General features: G+C 72.0%; 19 protein-coding genes and 1 pseudogene. 10 read left to right on the plus strand and 10 right to left on the minus strand.

The window, feature by feature from the left end:
- Window positions 1-31 precede the first annotated feature (31 nt).
- On the plus strand, window positions 32-2,389 hold the full coding sequence (locus tag ACK1X7_RS23920) for a serine/threonine-protein kinase (protein ID WP_413115612.1): 2,358 nt from the start codon (window positions 32-34) through the stop codon (window positions 2,387-2,389).
- Between the two features lie 351 nt (window positions 2,390-2,740).
- Here ACK1X7_RS23920 and ilvD read toward each other — a convergent pair whose 3' ends face one another.
- From ilvD to ACK1X7_RS23940, 4 genes are all read right to left on the minus strand, one after another.
- Complete coding sequence (gene ilvD, locus ACK1X7_RS23925; protein ID WP_390795036.1) at window positions 2,741-4,591, minus strand: dihydroxy-acid dehydratase; 1,851 nt, start codon at window positions 4,589-4,591, stop codon at window positions 2,741-2,743.
- 194 nt (window positions 4,592-4,785) lie between these two features.
- Window positions 4,786-5,415: a TetR family transcriptional regulator gene (locus ACK1X7_RS23930; protein WP_385157676.1), complete on the minus strand. Its 630-nt coding sequence runs from the start codon at window positions 5,413-5,415 to the stop codon at window positions 4,786-4,788.
- Window positions 5,412-6,242 (minus strand): sugar phosphate isomerase/epimerase family protein, encoded by an 831-nt coding sequence (locus tag ACK1X7_RS23935; protein ID WP_385157682.1) that lies wholly within the window; start codon window positions 6,240-6,242, stop codon window positions 5,412-5,414. The genes ACK1X7_RS23930 and ACK1X7_RS23935 overlap by 4 nt, the downstream gene beginning before the upstream one ends.
- A gap of 292 nt (window positions 6,243-6,534) precedes the next feature.
- The gene (locus tag ACK1X7_RS23940; protein ID WP_390795037.1) at window positions 6,535-7,464 is read right to left on the minus strand and encodes a Ppx/GppA family phosphatase; all 930 of its coding nucleotides are present in this window, start codon (window positions 7,462-7,464) and stop codon (window positions 6,535-6,537) included.
- A 209-nt stretch (window positions 7,465-7,673) separates the two neighbouring features.
- On the opposite strand from ACK1X7_RS23940, the gene ACK1X7_RS23945 reads away from it, so the two are divergent.
- Complete coding sequence (locus ACK1X7_RS23945; RefSeq protein ID WP_413115613.1) at window positions 7,674-8,546, plus strand: hypothetical protein; 873 nt, start codon at window positions 7,674-7,676, stop codon at window positions 8,544-8,546.
- A gap of 236 nt (window positions 8,547-8,782) precedes the next feature.
- On the opposite strand, the pseudogene ACK1X7_RS23950 reads toward ACK1X7_RS23945, so the two are convergent.
- Window positions 8,783-10,282, minus strand: a pseudogene (locus ACK1X7_RS23950) (sigma-70 family RNA polymerase sigma factor); the annotation flags it as partial.
- A 245-nt stretch (window positions 10,283-10,527) separates the two neighbouring features.
- Between ACK1X7_RS23950 and radA the strand changes: the two are divergent.
- Both radA and disA read left to right on the plus strand, forming a co-directional pair.
- Entirely contained in the window at window positions 10,528-11,955 is a 1,428-nt protein-coding gene (radA, locus tag ACK1X7_RS23955; RefSeq protein ID WP_385139500.1) for a DNA repair protein RadA, read from the plus strand.
- A gap of 344 nt (window positions 11,956-12,299) precedes the next feature.
- On the plus strand, window positions 12,300-13,358 hold the full coding sequence (gene disA, locus ACK1X7_RS23960) for a DNA integrity scanning diadenylate cyclase DisA (RefSeq protein ID WP_050993876.1): 1,059 nt from the start codon (window positions 12,300-12,302) through the stop codon (window positions 13,356-13,358).
- Window positions 13,359-13,574: 216 nt separating this feature from the next.
- Here the strand turns inward: disA and ACK1X7_RS23965 are convergent, their stop codons facing one another.
- Entirely contained in the window at window positions 13,575-14,438 is an 864-nt protein-coding gene (locus tag ACK1X7_RS23965; RefSeq protein ID WP_390795038.1) for a hypothetical protein, read from the minus strand.
- A gap of 357 nt (window positions 14,439-14,795) precedes the next feature.
- On the opposite strand from ACK1X7_RS23965, the gene ACK1X7_RS23970 reads away from it, so the two are divergent.
- The 5 genes from ACK1X7_RS23970 to cseC all read left to right on the plus strand — a co-directional run bounded on the left by ACK1X7_RS23970 (window position 14,796) and on the right by cseC (window position 19,359).
- Complete coding sequence (locus tag ACK1X7_RS23970) at window positions 14,796-15,722, plus strand: A/G-specific adenine glycosylase (RefSeq protein WP_253209426.1); 927 nt, start codon at window positions 14,796-14,798, stop codon at window positions 15,720-15,722.
- 233 nt (window positions 15,723-15,955) lie between these two features.
- A complete protein-coding gene (locus tag ACK1X7_RS23975; protein WP_364011749.1) occupies window positions 15,956-16,567 on the plus strand; it encodes a SigE family RNA polymerase sigma factor in 612 nt (203 codons plus the stop codon).
- The gene (locus ACK1X7_RS23980) at window positions 16,555-17,280 is read left to right on the plus strand and encodes a hypothetical protein (RefSeq protein ID WP_398161334.1); all 726 of its coding nucleotides are present in this window, start codon (window positions 16,555-16,557) and stop codon (window positions 17,278-17,280) included. Before ACK1X7_RS23975 ends, ACK1X7_RS23980 begins: the two co-directional genes overlap by 13 nt.
- A gap of 9 nt (window positions 17,281-17,289) precedes the next feature.
- Entirely contained in the window at window positions 17,290-17,997 is a 708-nt protein-coding gene (cseB, locus tag ACK1X7_RS23985; protein ID WP_137966831.1) for a two-component system response regulator CseB, read from the plus strand.
- Window positions 17,998-18,003: 6 nt separating this feature from the next.
- The gene (gene cseC / locus ACK1X7_RS23990; protein ID WP_385139488.1) at window positions 18,004-19,359 is read left to right on the plus strand and encodes a two-component system sensor histidine kinase CseC; all 1,356 of its coding nucleotides are present in this window, start codon (window positions 18,004-18,006) and stop codon (window positions 19,357-19,359) included.
- 28 nt (window positions 19,360-19,387) lie between these two features.
- On the opposite strand, the gene ACK1X7_RS23995 is transcribed toward cseC, so the two are convergent.
- The 3 genes from ACK1X7_RS23995 to ACK1X7_RS24005 form a co-directional block, all read right to left on the minus strand.
- Window positions 19,388-19,855, minus strand: a complete 468-nt coding sequence (locus tag ACK1X7_RS23995) for a VOC family protein (protein ID WP_385139485.1) — start codon at window positions 19,853-19,855, stop codon at window positions 19,388-19,390.
- Window positions 19,856-19,936: 81 nt separating this feature from the next.
- Window positions 19,937-20,389, minus strand: coding sequence for a helix-turn-helix domain-containing protein (locus ACK1X7_RS24000; protein ID WP_385139482.1), 453 nt, complete (start codon window positions 20,387-20,389; stop codon window positions 19,937-19,939).
- 52 nt (window positions 20,390-20,441) lie between these two features.
- Window positions 20,442-22,085 (minus strand): MDR family MFS transporter, encoded by a 1,644-nt coding sequence (locus tag ACK1X7_RS24005; protein ID WP_385139479.1) that lies wholly within the window; start codon window positions 22,083-22,085, stop codon window positions 20,442-20,444.
- Between the two features lie 161 nt (window positions 22,086-22,246).
- Here ACK1X7_RS24005 and ACK1X7_RS24010 point away from each other — a divergent pair, with 161 nt between their 5' ends.
- On the plus strand, window positions 22,247-22,825 hold the full coding sequence (locus ACK1X7_RS24010) for a TetR/AcrR family transcriptional regulator (RefSeq protein WP_385116882.1): 579 nt from the start codon (window positions 22,247-22,249) through the stop codon (window positions 22,823-22,825).
- 50 nt (window positions 22,826-22,875) lie between these two features.
- On the opposite strand, the gene ACK1X7_RS24015 is transcribed toward ACK1X7_RS24010, so the two are convergent.
- Window positions 22,876-23,508: a M23 family metallopeptidase gene (locus ACK1X7_RS24015; protein ID WP_385139474.1), complete on the minus strand. Its 633-nt coding sequence runs from the start codon at window positions 23,506-23,508 to the stop codon at window positions 22,876-22,878.
- Between the last annotated feature and the right edge of the window lie 256 nt (window positions 23,509-23,764).

Consider the following 23,764-nt stretch of genomic DNA (forward strand, 5'->3'; position numbering starts at 1 on the left):
GCGAATGCGGCCGAATTCACGGGGGTGGGGCATGCCGCCGGTGCACAGAGCCGGGACGGGGCCGGAAGCGGAGGATCCGGAATACGCCGGGCAATACCGGCTCGAGGCACGCCTCGGATCGGGTGGCATGGGCGTGGTCCATCTGGCCCGCTCGCCCTCTGGACGGCGTCTCGCGGTGAAGGTCGTCCATGCCGCGTATGCCGAAGACCCCGAGTTCCGGGCGCGGTTCCGGCAGGAGGTGGCGGCCGCCCGGCGGGTCAGCGGCGCGTTCACGGCGCCCGTGGTGGATGCCGACCCGGAGGGGCCGAGGCCCTGGATGGCCACCCTCTACATCCCCGGCCCGACCATCGCCGAACACGTCAAGCGGAGCGGCCCGTTGGCGCCGGACGAGACGGTGCAACTGGCCGCGGGACTCGCGGAGGCGCTGCGGGACATCCATCGGGTGGGCGTGGTGCACCGCGATCTCAAGCCGAGCAATGTGCTGCTCGCGGCGGACGGCCCGAAGGTCATCGACTTCGGCATCTCGCGACCGTTTGACAGCGAACTGCGCACCGAGACAGGGCAGTTGATCGGCACTCCGCCGTTCATGGCGCCGGAGCAGTTCCAGCGGCCGCGTGCGGTGGGCCCGGCGGCGGATGTGTTCGCGCTGGGCTCGCTGCTGGTGCACGCGGCCACCGGGCGGGGGCCGTTCGAGTCCGAGAGCCCGTACCTCGTGGCGTACCAGGTGGTGCACGACGAGGCGGATCTGGCGGGGGTGCCGGATGAGCTGCTGCCGCTGATCCAGCGGTGTCTGGCCAAGAACCCCGAGGACCGCCCCACGCCCGACGCCCTGATGACGGTCCTGCGTGCCGTCCGCGGCCCTCATCCGCCGGTGTCCCGCAGCCCCTTCCCGCTGGTGCCGCAGCAGCGGACGCCGGGGCCGCATTCCCTGCCGGGTGGGCGCGGGGAGCCGGTCGGGGGCGGGGAGCCGGTCGGGGGCGGTACGGATACGCATGTGAGGGCGGCCTCCGAGGCCGCGCCCCGGCTCAAGGAGGGCGTGAAAGCCGAGCCGGAACGGGGCGCGGCTGAGCCCGAGTCGGTGACGAGCGGGCCCGCGGCGGGTGGGCCGGTGATGGGCCGGCCAGTGGCCGACGGGCCGGTGGCGCGGCGCCGGGGGATCCGGCGGTGGGCCCTGTCCGGGCTCGCGGCCCTCGTGCTGCTGGGCGCGGGCACGGTCGTCACGCTGCGCCCGTTCGGCGGCGCGGACGCGTCCGATGGCCGACAGCCGCGGAACAGCGCGGCGACCGCGGAGGCGTGGCGCCCCTGGAAGACGGGGCTGGACGTCGGAAAGTCCGCGGGCTCGGGGGCGCGGCCCGCGTTCTGCTCGTACGGGGCGGGCGCGCTGTACTGCACTCGGCGCGGTGTCGAGGCCACCCGGGTCGATCCGGACGACGGCCGGGTGGTCTGGTCTCGGCCGTCCGCGGCCGGGCGCCACGGTGATGGCGAGGCGCTCTCCGCTCCCGTGTTCTCCGGCGGTCTGGTGCAGACGGTGTCCCCGGACGGCGGGCGGCTGCGGGCGCTCGACCCCACGACCCACGACGTCCGCTGGAGCCGCGAGGTGTCCCGTTACGACGGTGGCGTCTACTCCTCGGGCGACACCGTGCTGCTGACCGCGCCGGACGGCACGGTCACGGCGGTGAACGGTGCGACGAACAAGGAGCGTTGGAGCCATCGGATGCCCGGCCACGCCCGGCCCGCCTTCTTCTCGTACGGCGACGGCCGCACGGCGTACGCCGTGACCGCCGCGGGCGATGGCGCGCACACGCTGGTCACGGCGGTGGACACGGTGCGCGGTGACACGCGCTGGCATGCCTCGCTCAGCGGCAACCTCACCCCGGCCGGGAGCGGCCCGGGCGGGGTGCTGCTGCTGACCGAGACGGACGCCCAGACCCGTACCACCGCGGTCGTCCGCTACGACCCGGAGCGGCGGAAGGCGCGGCGGGTCGCGCTGTCCGCGCCGGTGTCCGCGACCAGTGCCGTCACCAGCGGCGACCGGGTGTATGTGCTGGGCGCGGACGGCGGGTTGGTGGCCGTCGACACCGGGCGCGAGGGTGCGGCGCGGGCGCGGCTCTGGCGCCTGGAGACCTCGGTGGCCAACGCGTCGCCGCTGGTGGCGGCGGACGGACGGCTGTACTTCTCGGCGGCTGACGGCAGGCTGCTGGCCGTGGACGCCGAGCGGGGCGAGGTGATCGGCGAGGCCCGCGGGTCGCGCGGGTCTCGCGGGGGCGCGGCCGGGCGTGGCTTTCTGGATCTGATGCCTGCGCCGGTGGCGGCGGACGGGAAGGTGTTCGCGACGGGGCCGGATGGCACGGTGTTTGCGGTGGATGGGCGGGATCCGGGTGGCTGGTGAAGCCCATGGCGGGGGGCCGGGGGTCTTTCCCCTACCCGCCCCTTCCCGAAACCGGGGGCCCGGCCCCCGGCCCCCCGCCGGGGCTCCGCCCCGGACCCCGGCTGGGGCTCCGCCCCAGACCCCGCTCCTCAAACGCCGGAGGGGCTGGATTACACGCCGCAGAGGCTGGATTACATGCCGCAGGGGCTGGATTGCCACGCCGGAGGGGCTGGATTAAGCGCCGGAGGAGCTGGATTACACGCCGCAGGGGCTGGATTGCCTGGGTTGCGTTGACCGGCGGATCGCCGGTCGGTTAGGGGAGAGCAGGGGTGGCACTGCGCGCCGGGGCCCGGGGCGCGGTCGGGAGCGGTGTCAGCCCAGGCGGCTGATGTCGCGGACCGCGCCCTTGTCTGCGCTGGTGGCCATCGCCGCGTAGGCGCGCAGTGCGGTGGACACCTTGCGCTCGCGGTTCTTCGGGGCGTAGACGCCGCCGAGGGCCTCGCGGCGGGCCGCCAGCTCCTCCTCGCTCACGAGGAGTTCGATGGTGCGGCCGGGGATGTCGATGCGGATCCGGTCGCCGTCCTGGACCAGGGCGATGGTGCCGCCGGACGCCGCCTCGGGCGAGGCGTGGCCGATGGACAGGCCCGAGGTGCCGCCGGAGAAGCGGCCGTCGGTGACCAGCGCGCATGCCTTGCCCAGGCCCCGGCCCTTGAGGAAGGAGGTGGGGTAGAGCATCTCCTGCATACCGGGGCCGCCCTTGGGGCCCTCGTAGCGGATGACGACGACGTCGCCCTCCTTGACCTGCTTGCCCAGGATCCGCTCGACGGCCTCCTCCTGGGATTCGCAGACCACGGCGGGGCCCTCGAAGGTCCAGATCGACTCGTCCACGCCCGCGGTCTTCACCACACAGCCGTCCACGGCCAGGTTGCCCTTGAGGACGGCGAGCCCGCCGTCCTGGGAGTAGGCGTGTTCCAGGTCGCGGATGCAGCCGCCGGCGGCGTCCGTGTCCAGCGTGTCCCAGCGCTCGGACTGCGAGAACGCGGTGGCGGAGCGCTTGCAGCCGGGGGCCGCGTGCCACAGCTCGACGGCCTCGGCGGACGGTGAACCGCCGCGCACGTCCCAGGTCTTGAGCCAGTCGGCGAGCGAGGAGCTGTGCACGGAGTGGACGTCCTCGTTCAGCAACCCGGCGCGGAACAGCTCGCCGAGGATCGCCGGGATGCCGCCCGCGCGGTGCACGTCCTCCATGTAGTACGTGCCGCCGGGGGCCACGTTCGGGGCGACCTTGGCCAGGCAGGGGACCCGGCGCGAGACCTCGTTGATGTCGTCGAGGTCGTAGTCGAGACCGGCCTCCTGGGCGGCGGCCAGCAGATGCAGGATCGTGTTGGTCGAGCCGCCCATGGCGATGTCGAGCGCCATGGCGTTTTCGAAGGCGGCGCGGGTGCCGATGGAGCGCGGCAGAACGGTCTCGTCGTCCTGCTCGTAGTGGCGCTTGGTGATCTCCACGACCGTACGGCCGGCGGTCTCGTAGAGCGCCCGGCGGGCGGTGTGGGTGGCCAGCACCGAGCCGTTGCCCGGGAGGGAGAGGCCGATCGCCTCGGTCAGGCAGTTCATCGAGTTGGCGGTGAACATGCCGGAACAGGAGCCGCAGGTCGGGCAGGCGTTGTTCTCGATGCGGAGGATGTCCTCGTCCGAGACGTTCTCGTTGACCGCGTCCGAGATCGCGTTGATCAGGTCCAGCTTGCGGACGGTGCCGTCGACGAGCGTGGCCCGGCCGGCCTCCATGGGGCCGCCGGAGACGAAGACGGTCGGGATGTTGAGCCGCATCGCGGCCATCAGCATCCCGGGCGTGATCTTGTCGCAGTTGGAGATGCAGATCAGCGCGTCGGCGCAGTGCGCCTCGACCATGTACTCCACGGAGTCGGCGATCAGGTCGCGGGAGGGGAGGCTGTAGAGCATCCCGCCGTGGCCCATGGCGATGCCGTCGTCCACCGCGATGGTGTTGAACTCGCGCGGAATGCCACCCGCCGCGTGGACCGCCTCGCTGACGATCCGGCCGACCGGCTGGAGGTGGGTGTGGCCGGGCACGAACTCGGTGAAGCTGTTGGCCACGGCGATGATCGGCTTGCCGAAGTCCTCGCGCGCTACGCCGGACGCCTGCATAAGGGCGCGGGCGCCCGCCATGTTGCGGCCATGGGTGACGGTGCGAGACCTCAGCTCGGGCACGGTGCTCGGCTCCCTCGTGGTACGTGCGTCCCGCGAAGGGGACACCCGGCGAATCGGATCGGAGTCTTCTGAGCCTACGCCTGTGTCCATGGATCCGGATGGTCCGTCCGGATCCAGAGACGGTGGGGTCACTGTGTGGCACGGGCCGATCAGCGCTCGGTCAGCGCCGGGCGGTCAAGGCCGGCGGTCCGCGATCAGCTCTCGGTCAGATAGCGCTGGAGGGTGGGCCCCACCATGGCCACGATGTCGTCGATCTCCGCCGAGGCCATCGGTTCCATCCGGATCACATACCGCAGCAGCGCGATCCCCATGAGATGCCCGGCCGCGAGCTGGGCCCGGAACTCGGGGTCCGGGACGTCCAGCTCACCCGCCATCCGCAGCAGCAGCCGACGCTCGATCATGCCGCGCAGCACCGCGGCGGCGGCGTCGTTGGTGAGCGCGGAGCGCATCACGGCGAGCATCGGCAGCCGGCTGACGGGGTTCTCCCAGAAGCCGAACATATAGCGGGCCATCCGCTCGCCCGCGCCCTCCCGGCTGCCGTGCACCGCGTCCGGTGTGCCCATGGCGGGCGCGAGGATCAGCTCGATGGCCGCCTCGAAGACCTGCTCCTTGGTGCCGAAGTAGTGGTGGACCAGCGCCGGGTCCACCTCCGCGGACTTGGCGATGCCACGGATCGAGGTCTTGTCGTAGCCGCGTTCGGCGAATTCGTTGCGCGCCGCGGCCAGGATCCGGTCGCGGGCGCCGGGGCCGTCGGAGGCGTTCGTACGGGCCGGGCGGCCACGCTTGCGCGGGCCCGTGGCGGGCCCGGACGGGGCGGGGGTCATGAACCGGGCACCGCCCTGCGCGGCGGGGTGGCCGAGGTCGGCGAGGCCAGATGCAGCCGGGTGAAGGCCAGGGCCTCCGCCAGGTCGGCCTCGCGCTCGGCGGTGGACATGGCCCGCCGGGTGTTGACCTCGACCACCACATTGCCGTCGAAACCGCTGACCGCGAGCCGTTCCAGCAGCTCGGCGCAGGGCTGGCTGCCGCGCCCCGGCACCAGGTGCTCGTCCTTGTTGGAGCCCTGACCGTCGGCGAGGTGGAGATGGGCCAGCCGGTCGCCCATGCGGTCCACCATCTCCATCGCGTCCGCACGGGCGGTGGCGGTGTGCGACAGATCGATCGTGAAGTGGCGGTAGTCGTCCTGGGTGACGTCCCAGTCCGGGGCGTACGCGAGCATCTCGCGATCGCGATAACGCCACGGGTACATGTTCTCGACCGCGAACCGCACATCGGTCTCATCGGCCATCCGCCAGATTCCGCTGACGAACTCGCGGGCGTAGGACCGCTGCCATCGAAACGGCGGGTGGACCACGACGGTGGACGCGTCGAGCTTCTCGGCGGCGGCTCTGGCCCGCTGGAGCTTGACCCAGGGGTCGGTCGACCAGACCCGCTGGGTGATCAGCAGACAGGGAGCGTGCACGGCGAGGATCGGCACCCGGTGGTAGTCCGAGAGCCGACGCAGCGCCTCGATGTCCTGGCTGACCGGATCGGTCCACACCATGACCTCGACGCCGTCGTAGCCCAGCCGTGCCGCGATCTCGAAGGCCGTCGCCGTCGACTCCGGATAGACCGAGGCTGTGGACAGCGCGACCTTCGCATCCGGGATGCGCACCACTGGCTCTGTCACGAGGGACAGCGTACGGCGGCTGCTCTCCGCAGCCGAACCGCGGCGGCGCTCGCGGCTGAGGCACCGCCGATTTCCGGCCCGGTCATGTCCGCTCTCCGGGCCGGCCACCAAGGCTTTCCAGCCTGGCCGCTGGGGGTTTCCGGCCTGGCCACCGGGGCTTTCCGGTCCGGTCGCCTGGGCTTTCCGGTCCGGTCGCTGGGGGTTCGCGGCCCGGCCGCCGGGGGTTCGCGGCCCGGCCGCCGTCGCTTCCGGGGCCGGGCCCGGTGACGCTGTGTGGTCAGGTGGGCAGGTGGTCCAGGCGGCGCAGGATGACGCCCTCGCGCAGCGCCCACGGGCAGATCTCGAGCTGCTCCACGCCGAACAGATCCAGCGCGGCCTCCGCCACCAGCGCCCCGGCCGGGAGCTGTCCGGCCCGGCCCTCGGAGACCCCGGGCAGCCCGGCCCGTTCCTCGGTGGTCATGGCGGCCAGTTTCGGCACCCACTCCACCAGCGCACGGCGGGTGAGACGGCGCTCCACATACGGCCCCTCGGCGGAGCGCGCGGCGCCGGTGATCCTGGCGAGCTGCTTGAAGGTCTTGGAGGTGGCCACCACATGGTCCGGCGCCCCATGACGGCTGAAATCGCCGACGGTCCGGGCGATCTCGGCCCGCACATGGCGCCGCAGGGCCCGTACCTCCGCCGCGTCGGGCGGGTCGCCGGGCAGCCAGGAACCGGTCAGCCGCCCCGCCCCCAGCGGCAGCGAGACCGCCGCGTCGGGCTCCTCGTCCATGCCGTACGCGATCTCCAGCGAACCGCCGCCGATGTCCAGGACCAGCAGCTTCCCCGCGGACCAGCCGAACCAGCGGCGGGCGGCCAGAAAGGTGAGCCGCGCCTCGTCCGCGCCGCTGAGCACCTGGAGCCGTACGCCGGTCGCCTCGGCGACCCGGGCCAGGACCTCATCGGCGTTGGTCGCCTCGCGGACGGCGGAGGTCGCGAACGGCAGGACGTCCTCGACGCCCTTGTCCTCGGCCGCCTCCAGCGCCTCCTTGACCACCGCGATCAGGCGGTCGACGCCTTCGGGGCCGATGGCCCCGCCGCCGTCGAGGAGTTCGGCCAGCCGCAGCTCTGCCTTGTGCGAGTGCGCGGGCAGCGGGCGCGCGCCGGGGTGGGCGTCCATCACAAGCAGATGAACCGTATTCGAACCCACGTCGAGGACACCGAGTCTCATAACGTGAACGCTACTGCTCCCACCTCGGTGTCATGCACAGGTCCCCCAGGATCGCGTGCCCGGGCGGCCGGTCGGCGGTTGATCGGCGGCCGATCTCGGGTCCGGGCGGGCCGCTGGGCTTTGCCGCCGGGCCGGGCCGCCGGGCCGGGCCGCCGGGCCGGGGGCGGTCCCCACCTCCGGCTTTTGGCCGAGGGGCCTACCCTTGCACCGTGGCAAAGACGAAAAAGGCGAAGCGGGACAAAAGCCGGAAGATCGCCCCGGAGTGGGCGGCCGAGGAGCCGACGCCGTCCGGGGCCGAGGATGCCGAGGCCGCCCAGGCCGCCGCGGCCGCCGAGGACGAGGTCGGTCTGGACTTCGCCCGCGCATGGGTCGAATTCCCCGATCCGGCCGACGAGGAGCAGTTCTTCCGATGCGATCTGACCTGGCTGACCTCCCGGTGGACCTGCATCTTCGGCCAGGGCTGCCAGGGCATCCAGGCGGGGCGGGCCAGCGACGGCTGCTGCACGCTGGGCGCGCACTTCTCCGACGAGGAGGACGAGGAGCGGGTCGGCCGCCATATGGCCCGGCTGACCCCGGAGATCTGGCAGTTCCACGATGTGGGGCACGCCTCGGGGTGGGTGCAGGAGGACGACGACGGCGAGCGGCAGACCCGGCGCCACAAGGGGTCGTGCATCTTCCAGAACCGGCCGGGCTTCGAGGGCGGCGCGGGCTGCGCCCTGCACATCCTGGCGCTGCGGGAGGGGCGCGAGCCGCTGGAGACCAAGCCGGATGTCTGCTGGCAACTGCCGGTGCGCCGGTCCTACGACTGGATCGACCGGCCGGACGACACCCGGGTACTGCGGGTCACCATCGCCGAGTACGACCGGCGCGGCTGGGGGCCGGGCGGCCACGATCTGCACTGGTGGTGCACGTCGGCCACGTCGGCGCATGGGGCCGGGGAGCCGGTGTTCCGGTCGTACCGGCCGGAGCTCACGGAGCTGATGGGCAAGGCCGGATACGACCGGCTGGCCGAGCTGTGCGAGCAGCGTCTGGCGGCCTCGCTGCCGATGGTGGCTCCGCATCCGGCGGATCCGGAGGGCTGACGCGGTCCTGCACGTGGCCAGTCCACCGGTCGACGTCTCCGGGGCCGCCCGTCGGCTGATGTGTCCCGGCCCCGCGTCAGCGCTTCGCGGCGGCCGGGCCGGAGGGCGTGGGCGACGGGTCGGTCGGGGTCGGGGGGCGTGCCGCGGCCCTCGATCAGTACCACCGCGCCCGCCGGATCCACCGAGACCCGTGCGCTCCAGTGACCGGCCGGCTCCCGGTCGTGGTCCACCGAGACCGTGAGGGTCGTGGAGTCGCCGGGCCGCAGCACCCCGCCCGTGTGGTTCAGCCGGAGCCAGGACGCCCCGGCGGAGGCCGACCAGTGCACCGGTGAGCCGCCGGACGCGGTGAGGGTGATGACCGTCACCTCGCCCTCGGGGTGTGCCGTGACCGTGAGCCGCCCCGGGCCGGGGGCGGGCCGGGACGGGCCTGAGCCGCCGCCGGCCGGGGAGCCGTCCGGGCTGGACGCTTCGCCGCCCTTGCCCTTGTGCCCGGGACTCGCCACCGCGCCGTCCACGCCGATGACCTCGACCGACACATCCGACGCCCCGCGGCCCGCCTTGGCGCTCCGCGGGCCGGAGCCGATCCGAGTGCCGGAACGGTCCTGCGCGCTGCCGCCGCGCTCGTACGAACGACGGGCGGGCCGGTCCTGGCCGGCCGGGGCCTGGTCCGTGGCGTCCGCCTCGGCGGCGGCCACCGAGTCCGTGTCGCGCTCGTCACCGGCGAGCGGGGCGCCCCGGTAGGCGGCCCACAGCGCGAGCACCGGGGCCGCGATGACCGTCGCCACCACCGTCGTCGTCAGCGCGCGGCTGCGCATCCGGCTGCGGCGGGCGGCCCGGTCCTGGGGCTCCAGCGGGAAACCGCGCCGGTCGAACCGGGGCCCGGCGCCCGCGCGGGCGGGGCGTCCGCTGAGCGCGCCCAGCAGCGCGGCGTGCACGGCGGCGCGGGGCGCCTCCACCACCGGCAGCGCTGCGGGCGCCGCCGCCGTACCGGGCCAGGGTCCGTCGGCCGTGGCCCGCTCGGCCATCCGGCGGCACTCTCGGCAGTCGTCCACATGGCGCACCAGCTCGCGACGGAGGGCGGCGGAGAGCAGCACCTGGGTGTCGCCCGCGAGCCGCGCGACCACCGGGCAGTGGCCCAGCTCCACGACGGCGAGGGCGGCGCGGGTGCGCTCCACCTCGCAGGCGGCGCTGGAGAGCAGGGCGCGGGTCTCCTCCTGGTCCTTGCCGAGCACGGCGGCCACCTCGGACGGGCCCAGCCGATGGCGCACCGCGAGCTCGAGCGCCTCCCGCTGCTCGGCGCTGGTCCCGGCGGCCTCCGGCCAGGCCAGCGCGGCGAGTTCGCGACGGCGCCGGGCGGCGATGGGCTCGGGCAGCTCGGCCCCGGCGCCGCCGCCCGGGGTGTCCGTCCCCGTACGGCCGCGGCGCTCGGCCAGCTTGCGCAGACAGGCCCAGCGGGCGACCGCGTACAGCCAGGGGCGGGACAGCTCGCCCTCCGCGGTGACCCGGCCCCGCCCCCGGCCGGGGCGGCGCTCGGCCACCGCCAGCACATCGCCCACCGCGACGGCCGCCGCGTCGTGCTCGCACAGCGCCGACAGGCAGTAGGTGAACAGGCCGTCGAGATACGGCTCGTAGCGTTCGGGCGGGCGCTGGGGGCGAGTGGTGGTGGAGCGGGGCGCACGGCGCCGCACCCGCTGTGCGCCGGTGGTCTGTGTCGAGTGCTCGGACCTGCTGCTCATCACCCGGCGACGGTAGGCGGATGATGCAGACTTCCTCGCGCCACTTGCACTGTTTTAACCCTTACGGGTGACCATCTCCCTCATAAGGGGACAGGTGTCCCCCTCCGGTGGCCGTAACCTGCTATGCGTCCGGCGCCCTCCGGCAAGGCCGGGGAAGGGCCGCCGAGAGAGCCGCGAAGGGGTCCCTGAAGGGGCCGTCACCACCGCCGTTCGGCGCTGTCGGTGGCCGACGCTAGCGTTACGGCATGGCTGCCCGTAGCTCCTCCCGCTCATCCGCCAAGGACCGCCCCTCCTACCGCTGCACGGAGTGCGGCTGGACCACCGCCAAGTGGCTCGGCCGCTGCCCGGAGTGCCAGGCGTGGGGCACGGTCGAGGAGTACGGCGCGCCCGCGGTGCGCACCACCGCGCCCGGCCGGGTCACCTCGGCCGCCCTGCCCATCGGCCAGGTCGACGGCCGTCAGGCCACCGCGCGGGGCACGGGCGTGGACGAGCTGGACCGGGTGCTCGGCGGCGGCCTGGTCCCCGGCGCGGTCGTGCTGCTCGCCGGGGAGCCCGGGGTCGGCAAGTCCACGCTGCTGCTGGACGTGGCGGCCAAGGCCGCCTCCGAGGAGCACCGCACGCTCTACATCACCGGTGAGGAGTCGGCGAGTCAGGTGCGGCTGCGCGCCGACCGCATCGGCGCGCTGAGCGAGCATCTCTACCTCGCCGCCGAGACCGACCTGTCCGCGGTCCTCGGCCATCTCGACTCGGTCAAGCCCTCGCTGCTCGTCCTGGACTCGGTGCAGACCGTCGCCTCGCCCGAGATCGACGGCGCGCCGGGCGGGATGGCGCAGGTGCGCGAGGTGGCCGGGGCACTCATCCGGGCGTCCAAGGAGCGCGGTATGTCCACGCTGCTGGTGGGCCATGTCACCAAGGACGGCGCCATCGCGGGGCCCCGGCTGCTGGAGCATCTGGTCGATGTGGTCCTTCAGTTCGAGGGCGACCGGCACGCCCGGCTGCGGCTGGTCCGCGGGGTGAAGAACCGCTACGGGGCGACGGACGAGGTCGGCTGCTTCGAGCTGCACGACGAGGGCATCACCGGGCTCGCCGACCCCTCCGGGCTGTTCCTCACCCGCCGCGACGAGCCGGTGCCCGGCACCTGTCTGACGGTCACCCTGGAGGGCCGTCGGCCGCTGGTGGCCGAGGTGCAGGCGCTCACGGTCGACTCCCAGATCCCCTCCCCGCGCCGCACCACCTCCGGTCTGGAGACCTCCCGGGTCTCGATGATGCTCGCCGTTCTGGAGCAGCGCGGCCGGATCAGCGCGCTGGGCAAGCGGGATATCTACAGCGCCACGGTGGGCGGGGTGAAGCTGTCCGAGCCCGCCGCGGACCTCGCGGTGGCGCTCGCGCTGGCCAGCGCCGCGAGTGACACCCCGCTGCCCAAGAACCTGGTGGCGATCGGCGAGGTGGGTCTCGCGGGCGAGGTCCGGCGGGTCACCGGAGTGCAGCGGCGGCTGTCGGAGGCGGCCCGGCTCGGCTTCACCCACGCCCTGGTGCCGAGCGACCCGGGCCGGATCCCGGACGGCATGCGGGTGCTGGAGGTCGCGGACATCGGGGACGCGCTGCGGGTGTTGCCGCGGCGCCGCGAGCGCGGCGAAAAGGCGCGGGCGGACGCGGCGGAGGCCCGTGGCTGAGACGCCGAAGACCATGGCCGAGCCGCGGCGGACGGTGTCCGAGGGGACAGGTCGTGACAGGCCGCGGGCCCGGGTGTGTGCTGGTGAGGGCGTGCGCGAGGGGGCGGTGAGCCGGGTGGTGCGCGGCACAGGGGGAGCCGCACTCCGTTTCACACCTACGGGCGTACGCCGGGAGACCCCACGGGAGGCCGGTGGCCGCCGGTAGACTTTGCCCTGGTCTCGCCCATACGTGGCCTCGCACACCGGCATGGCAGGGCGACTCGCGGCACCGACAGACCTTGCGACGGAGGAGTGCAGTGGCAGCAGGCGACCGGGCAACGGCACCCGGCAAGGCCGACGGTCTGATGCGTGCCTCTCTGAGCGCGGTCGCGCCCGGCACGGCGTTGCGCGACGGCCTCGAGCGCGTCCTCCGGGGAAACACCGGCGGGCTGATCGTGCTCGGCACCGACAAGACCGTCGAGTCGCTGTGCACCGGCGGCTTCGTGATCGACGTCGAGTTCACCGCGACCCGGCTGCGCGAGCTGTGCAAGCTGGACGGCGCGCTGGTCCTCGACAAGGACATCACCAAGATCGTGCGGGCGGGGGTGCAGCTCGTCCCGGACGCGGCGATCGCCACCGAGGAGACCGGCACCCGCCACCGCACCGCGCAGCGCGTCTCCATCCAGACCGGGTTCCCGGTGGTCTCCGTCAGTCAGTCGATGCGGCTGATCGCGCTGTATGTGGACGGCCAGCGGCGGGTCCTGGAGGACTCGGCGGCCATCCTCTCCCGCGCCAACCAGGCACTGGCCACCCTGGAGCGGTACAAGCTCCGCCTCGACGAGGTCGCGGGCACGCTCTCGGCCCTGGAGATCGAGGACCTGGTCACCGTCCGGGATGTGAGCGCGGTCGCACAGCGGCTGGAGATGGTCCGGCGCATCGCCACCGAGATCGCGGAGTACGTGGTCGAGCTGGGCACCGACGGCCGGCTGCTCTCCCTCCAGCTCGACGAGCTGATCGCGGGCGTGGAGCCCGAGCGTGAGCTGGTGGTGCGCGACTACGTCCCCGAGCCGACCGCCAAGCGCACCCGTACGGTGGCCGACGCGCTCGCCGAGCTGGACCGGCTGACCCACACCGAGCTGCTCGAACTGCCCATCGTGGCCCGGGCGCTGGGGTACACCGGCTCACCCGAGACCCTCGACTCCGCGGTCTCGCCGCGCGGTTTCCGGCTGCTGGCGAAGGTGCCGCGGCTTCCGGGCGCCATCATCGAGCGGCTGGTCGAGCATTTCGGTGGGCTTCAGAAGCTGTTGGCGGCGAGCGTGGACGATCTCCAGATGGTGGACGGGGTGGGCGAGGCGCGGGCGCGCTCGGTCCGCGAGGGCCTGTCCCGGCTGGCCGAGTCGTCCATCCTGGAGCGGTACGTCTAGGCCCTGAGCCGCCGTACGTCTGAGGGATGTCGGGGGGCTTGGCGCCTGCGGCGGGCCGCTCCCCGCCCCGCCCCTTCCCGACGCCTGACGATATGCGGCTCCGCCACGTGGGGGCCCGGCCCCGGGCCCCCGCCCCGGACCCCGCTCCTCAAACGCCGGAGGGGCTGGATTGCCTCCTCGCTGGTCAGCCCTTGCGCTGGTCAGCCCTTGCGCTGGTCAGTCCTTCTCGAGGACGAACGACACCTTTTCCGTGCCGAGGCCGTCCACCTTCACCTCGACCAGATAGGTGCCGGGCTTGGCCGACGCGCTGCCCGACGGGGTGGCGCAGTGCTCGGCGCTGCGCTTGCGGTCCCACTCCACGGTGCGCTTGGTCTGGCCGGAGCCCTTCACCTCGACCAGTGCGCTGGCGCTGCCCTCCGGGCAGTCGTCGGAGGCCCAGACGTGGGCGTTCTTGGCGTCCGTGATGGTCAGCGAGGCCGCCGCGCGGCCGAAGTCGACCTTGCAGGAGCTCGACTTGGTGTTCTTCACGACGATCTCGAAGGTGGGCTTCTCCCCCGGCGCCCAGGTGTTCTTGACCTTGGAGTCCTTGACGCTGCGGACCATCAACTCCGCGTCGCCGGAGCGGCAGTCGGGCAGGCTCGACCCGGCGGGCAGACCCTGCCCGGTCCCGGTGCCGATGCCACCGCCCGCGCCACCGCCCGAGGAGCCCCCGTCGCCGCCCGCGCCGCCGGAGCCGCTGCCGCCCCCGCCATCGCCGCCCGCGTCCGTACCGCCGTCGTCCGAGCCGCCGCCACCGCCGCTGCCGCCGGAGCCCGAGCCGCCGTTGTCCGACTCGTCGCGCCCGCCCGGCCGTTCGCTGTTCACCGGCCCGGACGAGGAGGGCCCCGGGGTGATCGTGCTCGCGGGTCCCCCGCCGCCCGATCCCTTGCCCTCGTCACTTCCGCCACCGCCCGAACCACCCCAGCCGAAGGCCCAGATGACCAGGAGCACGATGACGACGAACAGGGCCAGCGCAACGATCCTCCGCCGCCAGTAAATGGAGGAGGGAAGCGGCCCGATCGGATTGCGCAGAGATCCCACGCGGAAACTCTACGAGAGATCGGGAGCTCTACCAGCCAATAACCCGCGCCCCGTTCCCTTCTTTTCTCATGATCCGACCGGATCCCGCACATGAGACCGCCATAAGTCCGCCACCAGGCCGCCATGAGTCGCCCCAAGACGCCCCCAAGACGCCCCCAAGACGGCCCCCGGACGCCCCCGACTCGCCCTGTGGCCACCCCGCGGGGGCGGAAAGACCGCACCCGGGCGCGGTAAGCGGCCATCCGTTCCCGCGCGGACGCCCGTATTGCACGATTTGGCAACGACTGGCGCGGCTCGACCCGAACGCCCGCGCCCAGCGCGCCCGCAAACCGTCGCGTCGTGCCAGGATCGAGAGCGATGACTGCCATTTCCGCTTCCGCCGTCCCGGCCGCCGCATCCCCCGACCCCGACGGAGCCGTTCTGCACCGGCCCGTCATCGACTGGTTCGACGCGCACGCGCGCGACCTCCCCTGGCGTCGCCCCGAGGCCGGTGCCTGGGGCGTGATGGTGAGCGAGTTCATGCTCCAGCAGACCCCGGTGAACCGGGTGCTGCCGGTGTACGAGCAGTGGCTCGCCCGCTGGCCGCGCCCAGCCGACCTGGCCGCGGAACCGCCCGGTGAGGCGGTCCGCGCCTGGGGCCGGCTCGGCTATCCGCGCCGGGCGCTGCGGCTGCACGGTGCCGCGGCCGCCATAAGGGAGCGGCACGGCGGTGACGTACCGCGCGACCACGCCCAGTTGCTGGCGCTGCCGGGGGTGGGTGAGTACACGGCGGCGGCCGTGGCCTCGTTCGCGTACGGCCAGCGCCATCCGGTCCTGGACACCAATGTCCGCCGGGTGTTCGCCCGCGCGGTCGGCGGTGCGCAGTACCCGCCGAACGCCACCACCGCCGCCGAGCGCAAGCTGGCCCGCACCCTGCTCCCCGGCGACGAGCCGACCGCGGCGCGCTGGGCGGCCGCCACGATGGAACTGGGCGCGCTGGTCTGCACGGCCCGCACCCCCGACTGCGCCCGCTGCCCGATCGCCGCGCTCTGCGCCTGGCGCCAGGCCGGTTCGCCGGAGCACGACGGACCGCCGCGGCGCGGCCAGACCTACGCCGGTACGGACCGCCAGGTGCGCGGCAAGCTGCTCGCGGTGTTGCGGGCGACGGTGACGCCGGTCCCGCAGGCGACGCTGGACCAGGTGTGGGACGAGCCGGTGCAGCGCGCCCGCGCGCTCGACGGGCTGGTCTCCGACGGGCTGGTGGAACCGCTCTCGGGCGGCCTCTACCGACTGCCGCTGACCTGAGGAAAATCCTCGTCACGGCCCTGTCTGTGACAGACCTGTGACACTCCCAGGACCCGGTTCTGACACTCGGTCGAACCGGGTTCCGTTGTTACACAACCTATGGGTAGCTGTGCATTCGCCGAGGCCCGGATGCGCATGGCGCCGCAACAGCGCCTCCGTAGCGTCCTTCTCGCGCCGACCGACAGGGCGGCACACCAACGGCGGGGAAGACAGCGGGATGGAGGCTGCACACCATGAGCAGCAGCAATGTTCTGGACTTTGAGGAGTACGTGCGGAATCGGCAGGACGCGCTGCTGCGCAGCGCCCGTCGGCTGATCCCGGACCCGGTCGAGGCACAGGACCTGCTCCAGACCGCCTTGGTGCGCACCTACGGCCGCTGGGACGGCATAGCCGACAAATCGCTCGCCGACGCCTATCTCCGGCGCGTGATGATCAACACCCGTACCGAGTGGTGGCGCGCCCGCAAGCTGGACGAGGTGCCCACCGAGCAGCTTCCCGAGGCGAGTGTCGAGGACAGCACCGAGCAGCACGCCGACCGCGCTCTGCTGATGGACATCCTCTCGGTGCTGGCTCCCAAGCAGCGCAGTGTCGTGGTGCTGCGACACTGGGAGCAGATGACGACCGAAGAGACCGCGGAGGCGCTCGGAATGTCGACCGGAACGGTCAAGAGCACGCTGCACCGGGCGCTGGCCCGGCTGCGGCAGGAGCTGGAGAGCCGCGATCTGGACGCCCGCGCGCTCGGCCGTCGGGACGAGGAAGGCAAGCGGACCGGAAACGTCCGGCAGCACACGGGTCGGGTCCGGCGTGGCCGCCAGGAGCGGGGGCAGGAACGGTGCGCGGCCTGACCAGGGCCTCTCCCAGCAGGACAGTCATCATCACCGGCGGAGCGGTCGTGGGCCTCGCGGTCGCCGGCGGCTGGATGCTGGCCGGATGCGGCGCCGCGAGCGAGGGGGTGCGCAAGGAGGGACCGGCGCGCACCGAGTGGGCCGCCGCGGACCCGGGCTCGTACGCGAGTGGCCACGCCACGGGCCGGCCGTCACCGGCCGGGCAGAAGGTCGACGCGATCAGGCTGGTCAAGACGGATCCGAACGTCAGCGACGATCTGAAGGCGAACCTCAAGCCCTGCCCCAAGGGCAAGCAGCCCGAGGGCAAGCAGCAGGTCGAGGGCTACCCGGTGGACGTGACGTATGGCAAGCTGACCGGCTCCGGCGCCTCAGACCTGGTGATCAACGTGATGAGCTGCGGCGATGGCTTCGGCATCGGCTCGTATGTGTACCGCAAGGCGGGTGACCGGTACGAGAACGTGTTCAGCGACGAGCAGCCGCCCGTCTACGCCGACATCACCAAGGACGAGCTGCGGGTGACCAAGCTCGCCTACACCTCCGGCGACTCGGTCTGCTGCCCTTCGAGCGAGGCCGTGATCACCTACCGCTGGACCGAGGCGGACAAGACGTTCGACGTGCTGTCCCGCAAGCGCACCGACTACAGCAAGAATGTGCCCACGGAAGAGGCGACCCCGGCGCCGTCCATGCGCGCCGACGACGGAACGGAAGGTTGAACCGAGGCTGTGGCCGAGACCCATGTGCTCTTCGTCGAGGACGACGATGTCATCCGTGAAGCCACGCAGCTCGCCCTGGAGCGCGATGGCTTTCTCGTGACGGCCGCACCCGACGGGTTGACCGGCCTCGAGCGCTTCCGCGCCGACCGCCCCGATATCGCGCTGCTCGATGTGATGGTTCCGGGCCTGGACGGGGTCAGCCTGTGCCGCCGGATCCGCGATGAGTCCACCGTGCCCGTGATCATGCTCTCCGCGCGCGCCGACTCGATCGATGTGGTGCTCGGCCTCGAAGCCGGCGCCGACGACTATGTGACCAAGCCCTTCGACGGCGCCGTGCTGGTCGCCCGCATCCGGGCCGTGCTGCGCCGCTTCGGCCATGCCAGCGGCCCCGGCGGGCGGGGCGCGGAGCCCGTCCCCGAGGAGCCCGACGGCGGGGTGCTGTGCTTCGGCGATCTGGAGGTCGACCCCGAGGGCATGGAGGTCCGCAAGGGCGGCCGGCAGGTCGCGCTCACCCCGACCGAGATGCGGCTGCTGCTGGAGTTCTCCGCCGCGCCCGGCACCGTGCTCTCCCGTGACCGGCTGCTGGAGCGGGTCTGGGAGTACGGCTGGGGCGGGGACACCCGGGTCGTGGACGTCCATGTGCAGCGGCTGCGCGGCAAGATAGGCCAGGACCGGATCGAGACGGTCCGCGGCTTCGGCTACAAGCTCAAGGGCTGAGCGGCGTTGGGGCGATTCGCACTCCGCAGTGGCCTGCGATGGAAGGTCAGCCTCGCCATCGCGGCGGTGAGCACACTCGTCGCGGTCGTGCTGAGCCTCGTCGTCCACAACGCGGCCCGCGTCTCGATGCTCGACAACAGCCGCACCGTGATGGACGAGCGGGTGAAGGTCGCCCAGCGGTGGTACGAGCAGTCCCGGGTGCTGGGCTTCGGCGCCAAGCTGGACGACCCCAAGCTGCCCGATCAGCTCAAGAAGGAGGCGTGGCGCGGCCAGCGCGCCACCTATCTGGAGGACTCCGGCGCCGGCACCCCCGAGGTGTGGGCCTCGGTGCCGCTGCGGAACGGCAAGGTGCTGTCCGTCCACACCAAGTTCCAGGACCGCTTCGCCGTCCTGAACGACCTCGACCGGGTGCTGCTGATCGGCTCGGTGGCGGTGGTGATGGGCGGTATCGCGCTCGGTGTGCTCATCGGCGATCAGCTCTCCCGGCGGCTGCGCAAGGCGGCCACCGCCGCCCGCAAGCTGGCCGAGGGCGACTCCGAGGTCCGGGTGCGCGAGGCGATCGGCGGCCGGGTGCGCGATGAGACCGACGATCTGGCGCGCGCGGTCGACGGCATGGCCGAGGCGCTCCAGCAGCGGCTGGAGGCGGAGCGCCGGGTCACCGCCGATATCGCGCATGAGCTGCGCACCCCGGTCACCGGGCTGCTCACGGCCGCCGAGCTGCTGCCGCCCGGCCGCCCCACCGAGCTGGTACGGGACCGGGCGCAGGCGATGCGCACCCTGGTCGAGGACGTGCTGGAGGTCGCGCGGCTGGACGGCTTCGCGGAGCGCGCGGAGCTCCAGGAGATAGCCGTGGCCGAGTTCATCGCCCGCCGGGTCCGGGCGGTGCACCCCGACGCGGTGATCAATGTGGCGCGTGACGCCCATGTCTCCACCGACCCCCGCCGGCTGGAGCGGATCATGGGCAATCTGCTCGCCAACGCCGCCCGGCACGGCAAGCCGCCCTTCGAGGTCACGGTCGAGGGACGGGTGCTGCGCGTCCGCGACCACGGCCCCGGCTTCCCGGAGGAGCTGCTGAAGGAAGGGCCGAGCCGGTTCCGCACCGGCAGCAAGGACCGCGCGGGCACCGGGCACGGCCTGGGGCTGACGATAGCCGCGGGCCAGGCGCGGGTGCTGGGGGCCCGGCTGACGTTCCGCAACGCCGATCCGGTGCTGGACGGGCCGGACGAGACGGACGGGACGGACGGAATGGATGGCACGCACGGCACGGACGGCGAGTGCCGGGGCGCGGTCGCCGTGCTCTGGCTGCCGGAGTCCGCGCCCACCAACACCGGCAGCTTCCCGATCATCGAGGTGCCGGACTGAGCACTCGGCGTGGTGCCGGACCGGCCGCTCAGTCCGAGGCGCAGCCGTCCCACGGCTTGCTGAAGTCCATCTCCTCGCGGGGCTGGGTGAACGAGAACCAGTTGCCGGAGTCGTCGCGGAAGAGCGCCTCGGTGCCGTACGGACGCTCCTGGGGCTCCTGGACGAACTCCACGCCCTTGGCCTTGAGCGCCTCGTAGTCCCGGTGGATGTCATCGGTGGTGAACACCCCGGCGCCGAGCGCGCCCTTGGCGACCAGCGTCCGCAGGGCCTCGGCGGACTCCGGGTCGAGCCCCGGCGACCTGGGCACCATCAGGGTGAGCTGCACATCCGGCTGGTCCTTGGCGCCGACCGTCAGCCAGCGCATACCGCCGCCCTCGCCCTCCCCGCCGATGCTCATATCGGTGCGGACCTCGAAGCCCAGCTTCTCGGTGTAGAACTCCTTGGCCCGGTCCTGGTCGAGGACCCAGACGGTGACGATGGACATCCCCTTGATCATTGCTGCCTCCGGAGGTATCGGGATGGATCGCGCGTCGTCGCGACATCGCCACCGTAGGCAGCAGGGGGTCGGGCCCGCTTCTCAAGAATTGCTGTCCTCGGGCCCACCCATCTGGGCAGGTGCGTCGCGCCCGCCGTACCACAGCATGGCGTAACACCCCGGTATGACCCCCGCGGCCCGGCCCACGTATCGGTCCCGGTAGGCGCTGGGGGTGAGCCCGGTCTGCTTCTTGAAGCTCGTCGAGAACGTGCCGAGGCTGCTGAAGCCGACGAGCGAGCAGATCTCGGTGACCGAGAGATTGGCCGAGCGCAGCAGCTCCTCGGCCCGCTCGATGCGGCGCCGGGTCAGATACTGACCGGGCGTGGATCCGTAGGCGCCCTTGAAGGCGCGGATGAAGTGATAGCGCGAATAGCCGGCATGCGCGGCGACCGCGTCCAGGTCGAGCGGGTCGGCCCAGTCGCGGTCCATCACGTCCTTCGCGAGGCGCAGCCGGCGCAGATGCGCCAGCCGCGCCTCGTCCGGCGAGGTCACCATGGGGCCGATGCTGTCATGCCCCACTGACAGGAAGGTGGTCGAGCAGAGGCGATCAGACGGTCTCGGCGACCGGTGCCGCCTGCGCCGCGGCCTCGTCGCTGTCGGCGGACTTGGCCGGGCCCCCGCGCAGCGGGACCTCCTTGACGAACCAGGCCGCGAGGAAGCCGATGATGCTGATCAGCGCGCCCCACAGGAACACCTGGTGGGCACCGCTGGCCACCGCGTGGGTGTACGCGTCCCGGATGCCCGGGGGCAGCTTCTTGAGGCTGGCCGGGTCGAGCTGGGCGCTCCCGGAGGTGACGGCCGCAGCCTTGCCACCGGCCCGCTCGGCCATGGTGTCCCGCACCTGGCTGGTGAACAGGGCACCGAGGATGGCGACACCGAAGGAGCCGCCCAGGGTGCGGAAGAGGGTGGCGGAGGAGCTGCCGACGCCCATGTCCTTCATCTCGACGCTGTTCTGCGCCACGAGCATGGTCGTCTGCATCAGGCAGCCCATGCCCATGCCGAGCACCGCCATGTAGAGGCCGGAGCTGAAGCGGGTGGTCTCGGTGTCCATCGTGGACAGCAGGAACATCCCGGTGGTGATCAGGAAGCCGCCGATGATCGGGAAGATCTTGTACTTGCCGGTCTGGGTGGTGACCCGGCCCGCGACCAGCGAGACGACCAGCATGCCCAGCAGCATCGGGAGCAGCAGCAGCCCGGAGTTGGTGGCCGTGGCGCCCTGGACGGTCTGCTGGTAGAGCGGCAGGAAGGTGGTCGAGCCGAACATCACGAAGCCGACGAGGAAGCCGATGGCGGTGACCAGCGTGAAGTTGGGGTTACGGAAGATGTGCAGCGGCAGCACGGGCTCGGCGACCCGCTGCTCGACGAAGACGAACGCGACCAGCGCGAGGACACCGACCGCCCCGAGCCCGAGGATCTGGGCCGAACCCCAGTCGTACTCGTTGCCGCCCCACGTGGTGATCAGCACGAGCGCGGTGATGCCCACGGTCAGCAGGGCCGCACCGGTGTAGTCGATCCGTCCCTGGGAGCGCTTCTTCGGCAGGTGCAGCACGGCGGTGATCGCGGCGAGGGCGACGGCGCCGAGCGGAAGGTTGATGTAGAAGATCCAGCGCCAGCCGAGGTGGTCGGTGAGGGTACCGCCGACCAGCGGGCCACCGATCATGGCCACGGCCATCACACCGGCCATGATGCCCTGGTAACGGCCACGCTCCCGGGGCGGCACCAGGTCACCGATGATCGCCATCACGCCGACCATCAGGCCGCCCGCGCCCAGGCCCTGGATGGCCCGGAAGCCGATCAGCTCGCCCATGCTCTGTGCCATACCGGACAGGGCCGAGCCGCCGAGGAAGACCGCGATGGAGGTGAGGAAGACGCCCTTGCGGCCGTACATGTCGCCGAGTTTGCCCCAGATGGGGGTCGAGGCGGCGGTGGCCAAGGTGTACGCGGTCACCACCCAGGAGAGGTGGTCGAGGCCCCCCAGCTCGCCGACGATGGTCGGCATCGCGGTGCCCACGATCATGTTGTCGAGCATCGCGAGCAGCATCGCGATCATCAGCGCGAAGATCACCACACTGGTGCTGCGCTGCTTCGGCTCGGCCTTGCCCTTGGGCTCCTTGGGTATCTGGGCCTCCTGGGCGGGCTGAGCCGATGTCGAAGCGGATGGCGCTTCGTCTTCTGATGGTTTCCGGAACATGTTCTCCGTCTCCCCCTGGGTGATGAGAGCCCTGACGCCCACTTACTTGCCGCCCGGCTAGTTCAGTACAGTGGAGACGGTAAGGCGCCAACTAGCCGGGCGTCAAGTAAGTTACGTTCGGCCTGCCGACGGCAGCCAGACCACCAGCACAGGAGAGCACCATGGGCAGCACACCGCGGCGGGGAGACACCCGTCAGCGCATCCAGGACGTGGCCCTGGAACTCTTCGCGGAGCGGGGTTACGAGAAGACGTCACTGCGCGAGATCGCCGAGCACCTCGAGGTCACCAAGGCAGCGCTCTACTACCACTACAAGACCAAGGAAGACATCGTCCTCAGCCTGTTCCAGGACCTGGGCCGGCCGCTGGACGAGCTGATCGTCTGGGGCGAGCAGCAGCCGCGCACCCTGGAGACCAAGCTGGAGCTGCTGCGCCGCTACAGCGCGGCCCTGGACATCGGCGAGCCGCTGATGCGCTTCATGCAGGAGAACCAGGCGACGGTGCGCGAGCTGAGCATCGGCCAGATCTTCAAGAACCGGATGTTCGCCATGTCCGCCCTGATCCGGGACCCGGAGGCGCCCATGGTCGACCAGGTCCGGAGCGTCACGGCCCTGTTCAGCATGCATGCGCGGATGTTCGCGCTTCAGGCGATCGAGGGCGACGCCGAGGACAAGCGCAAGGCCGTCCTCGAGGTCGCCCTCGATCTGGTGAAGCAGGCGCATGCGTCATCGACGCATGGCTGATACACGTCGATGACGCATGAGTGGCGTCAGATCTTGACGCCGTGGTCGCGTCAGATCTTGACGCCGTGGTCGCGGAGGAACTTGAGCGGCTCGACCGCGGTGCCGTAGTTCGGCGTCGTACGGATCTCGAAGTGCAGGTGCGGGCCGGTCGAGTTGCCGGTGCTGCCGGACAGGCCGATCTGCTGGCCCTCGGTCACGGTCTGGCCGATCCGCACATCGATCCGGGACAGGTGGGCGTACTGCGAGTACGTCGCGTTGTCGTGCTTGATCACGATCGCGTTGCCGTACGCGGGGCCGTCGCCGCCGCCGTACGGGCCCGCCTTGACGACGACACCGTCATGGGCCGCGTGCACCGGGGTGCCGGTCGGCACGACGAAGTCCTGACCGCTGTGGTTGTGCGACCACAGGTTGCCCGCCAGGCCGAAGGCGGCGCCTATCGAGAACTTGTCGACCGGGGTCTGCCAGTCACTCGCGGGGGCCTTCTTCTTGGCCGGGGCCTTGGCCGGGACCTTCGCGGCGACCTGCTTGACGGACGAGGAAGAGGGGGCCTCGCCCGCCCCCACGGCGAACGCCGTTCCGGCGCCCAGCGCCAGCGAGGCGCCCAGGCCGACGGCGACCACAGCGGCGCGCCCCTTGGATACGGACGTAAGCGAGAAACGGCGGTTTGTGGCGCGCGGGGCCATGGGAAGTACCTCCAGAAGCGTCTTTGGACGCCTCTTGTTATCCCGTTCTCGCGAATAGGCCAAGGCGTTCTTCTACTAAGTGACTCCGTAGCGAATTGGTTATGTGATGCGTTTCCCGCGGGAAATTCCCGGAAACCCCCATCACACCTCTGACCTGCGAGATCCCCTATTTACCGTAGTAGACGCCGAAGGGCCTGTGCGGGAAGTCACCTTCGCAGGGACTTTCGGATGTCCGATTCGGGACCAAAGTCCTTAC

Source organism: Streptomyces sp. CY-1 (assembly GCF_047218265.1).
GTDB lineage: Bacteria > Actinomycetota > Actinomycetes > Streptomycetales > Streptomycetaceae > Streptomyces > Streptomyces niphimycinicus.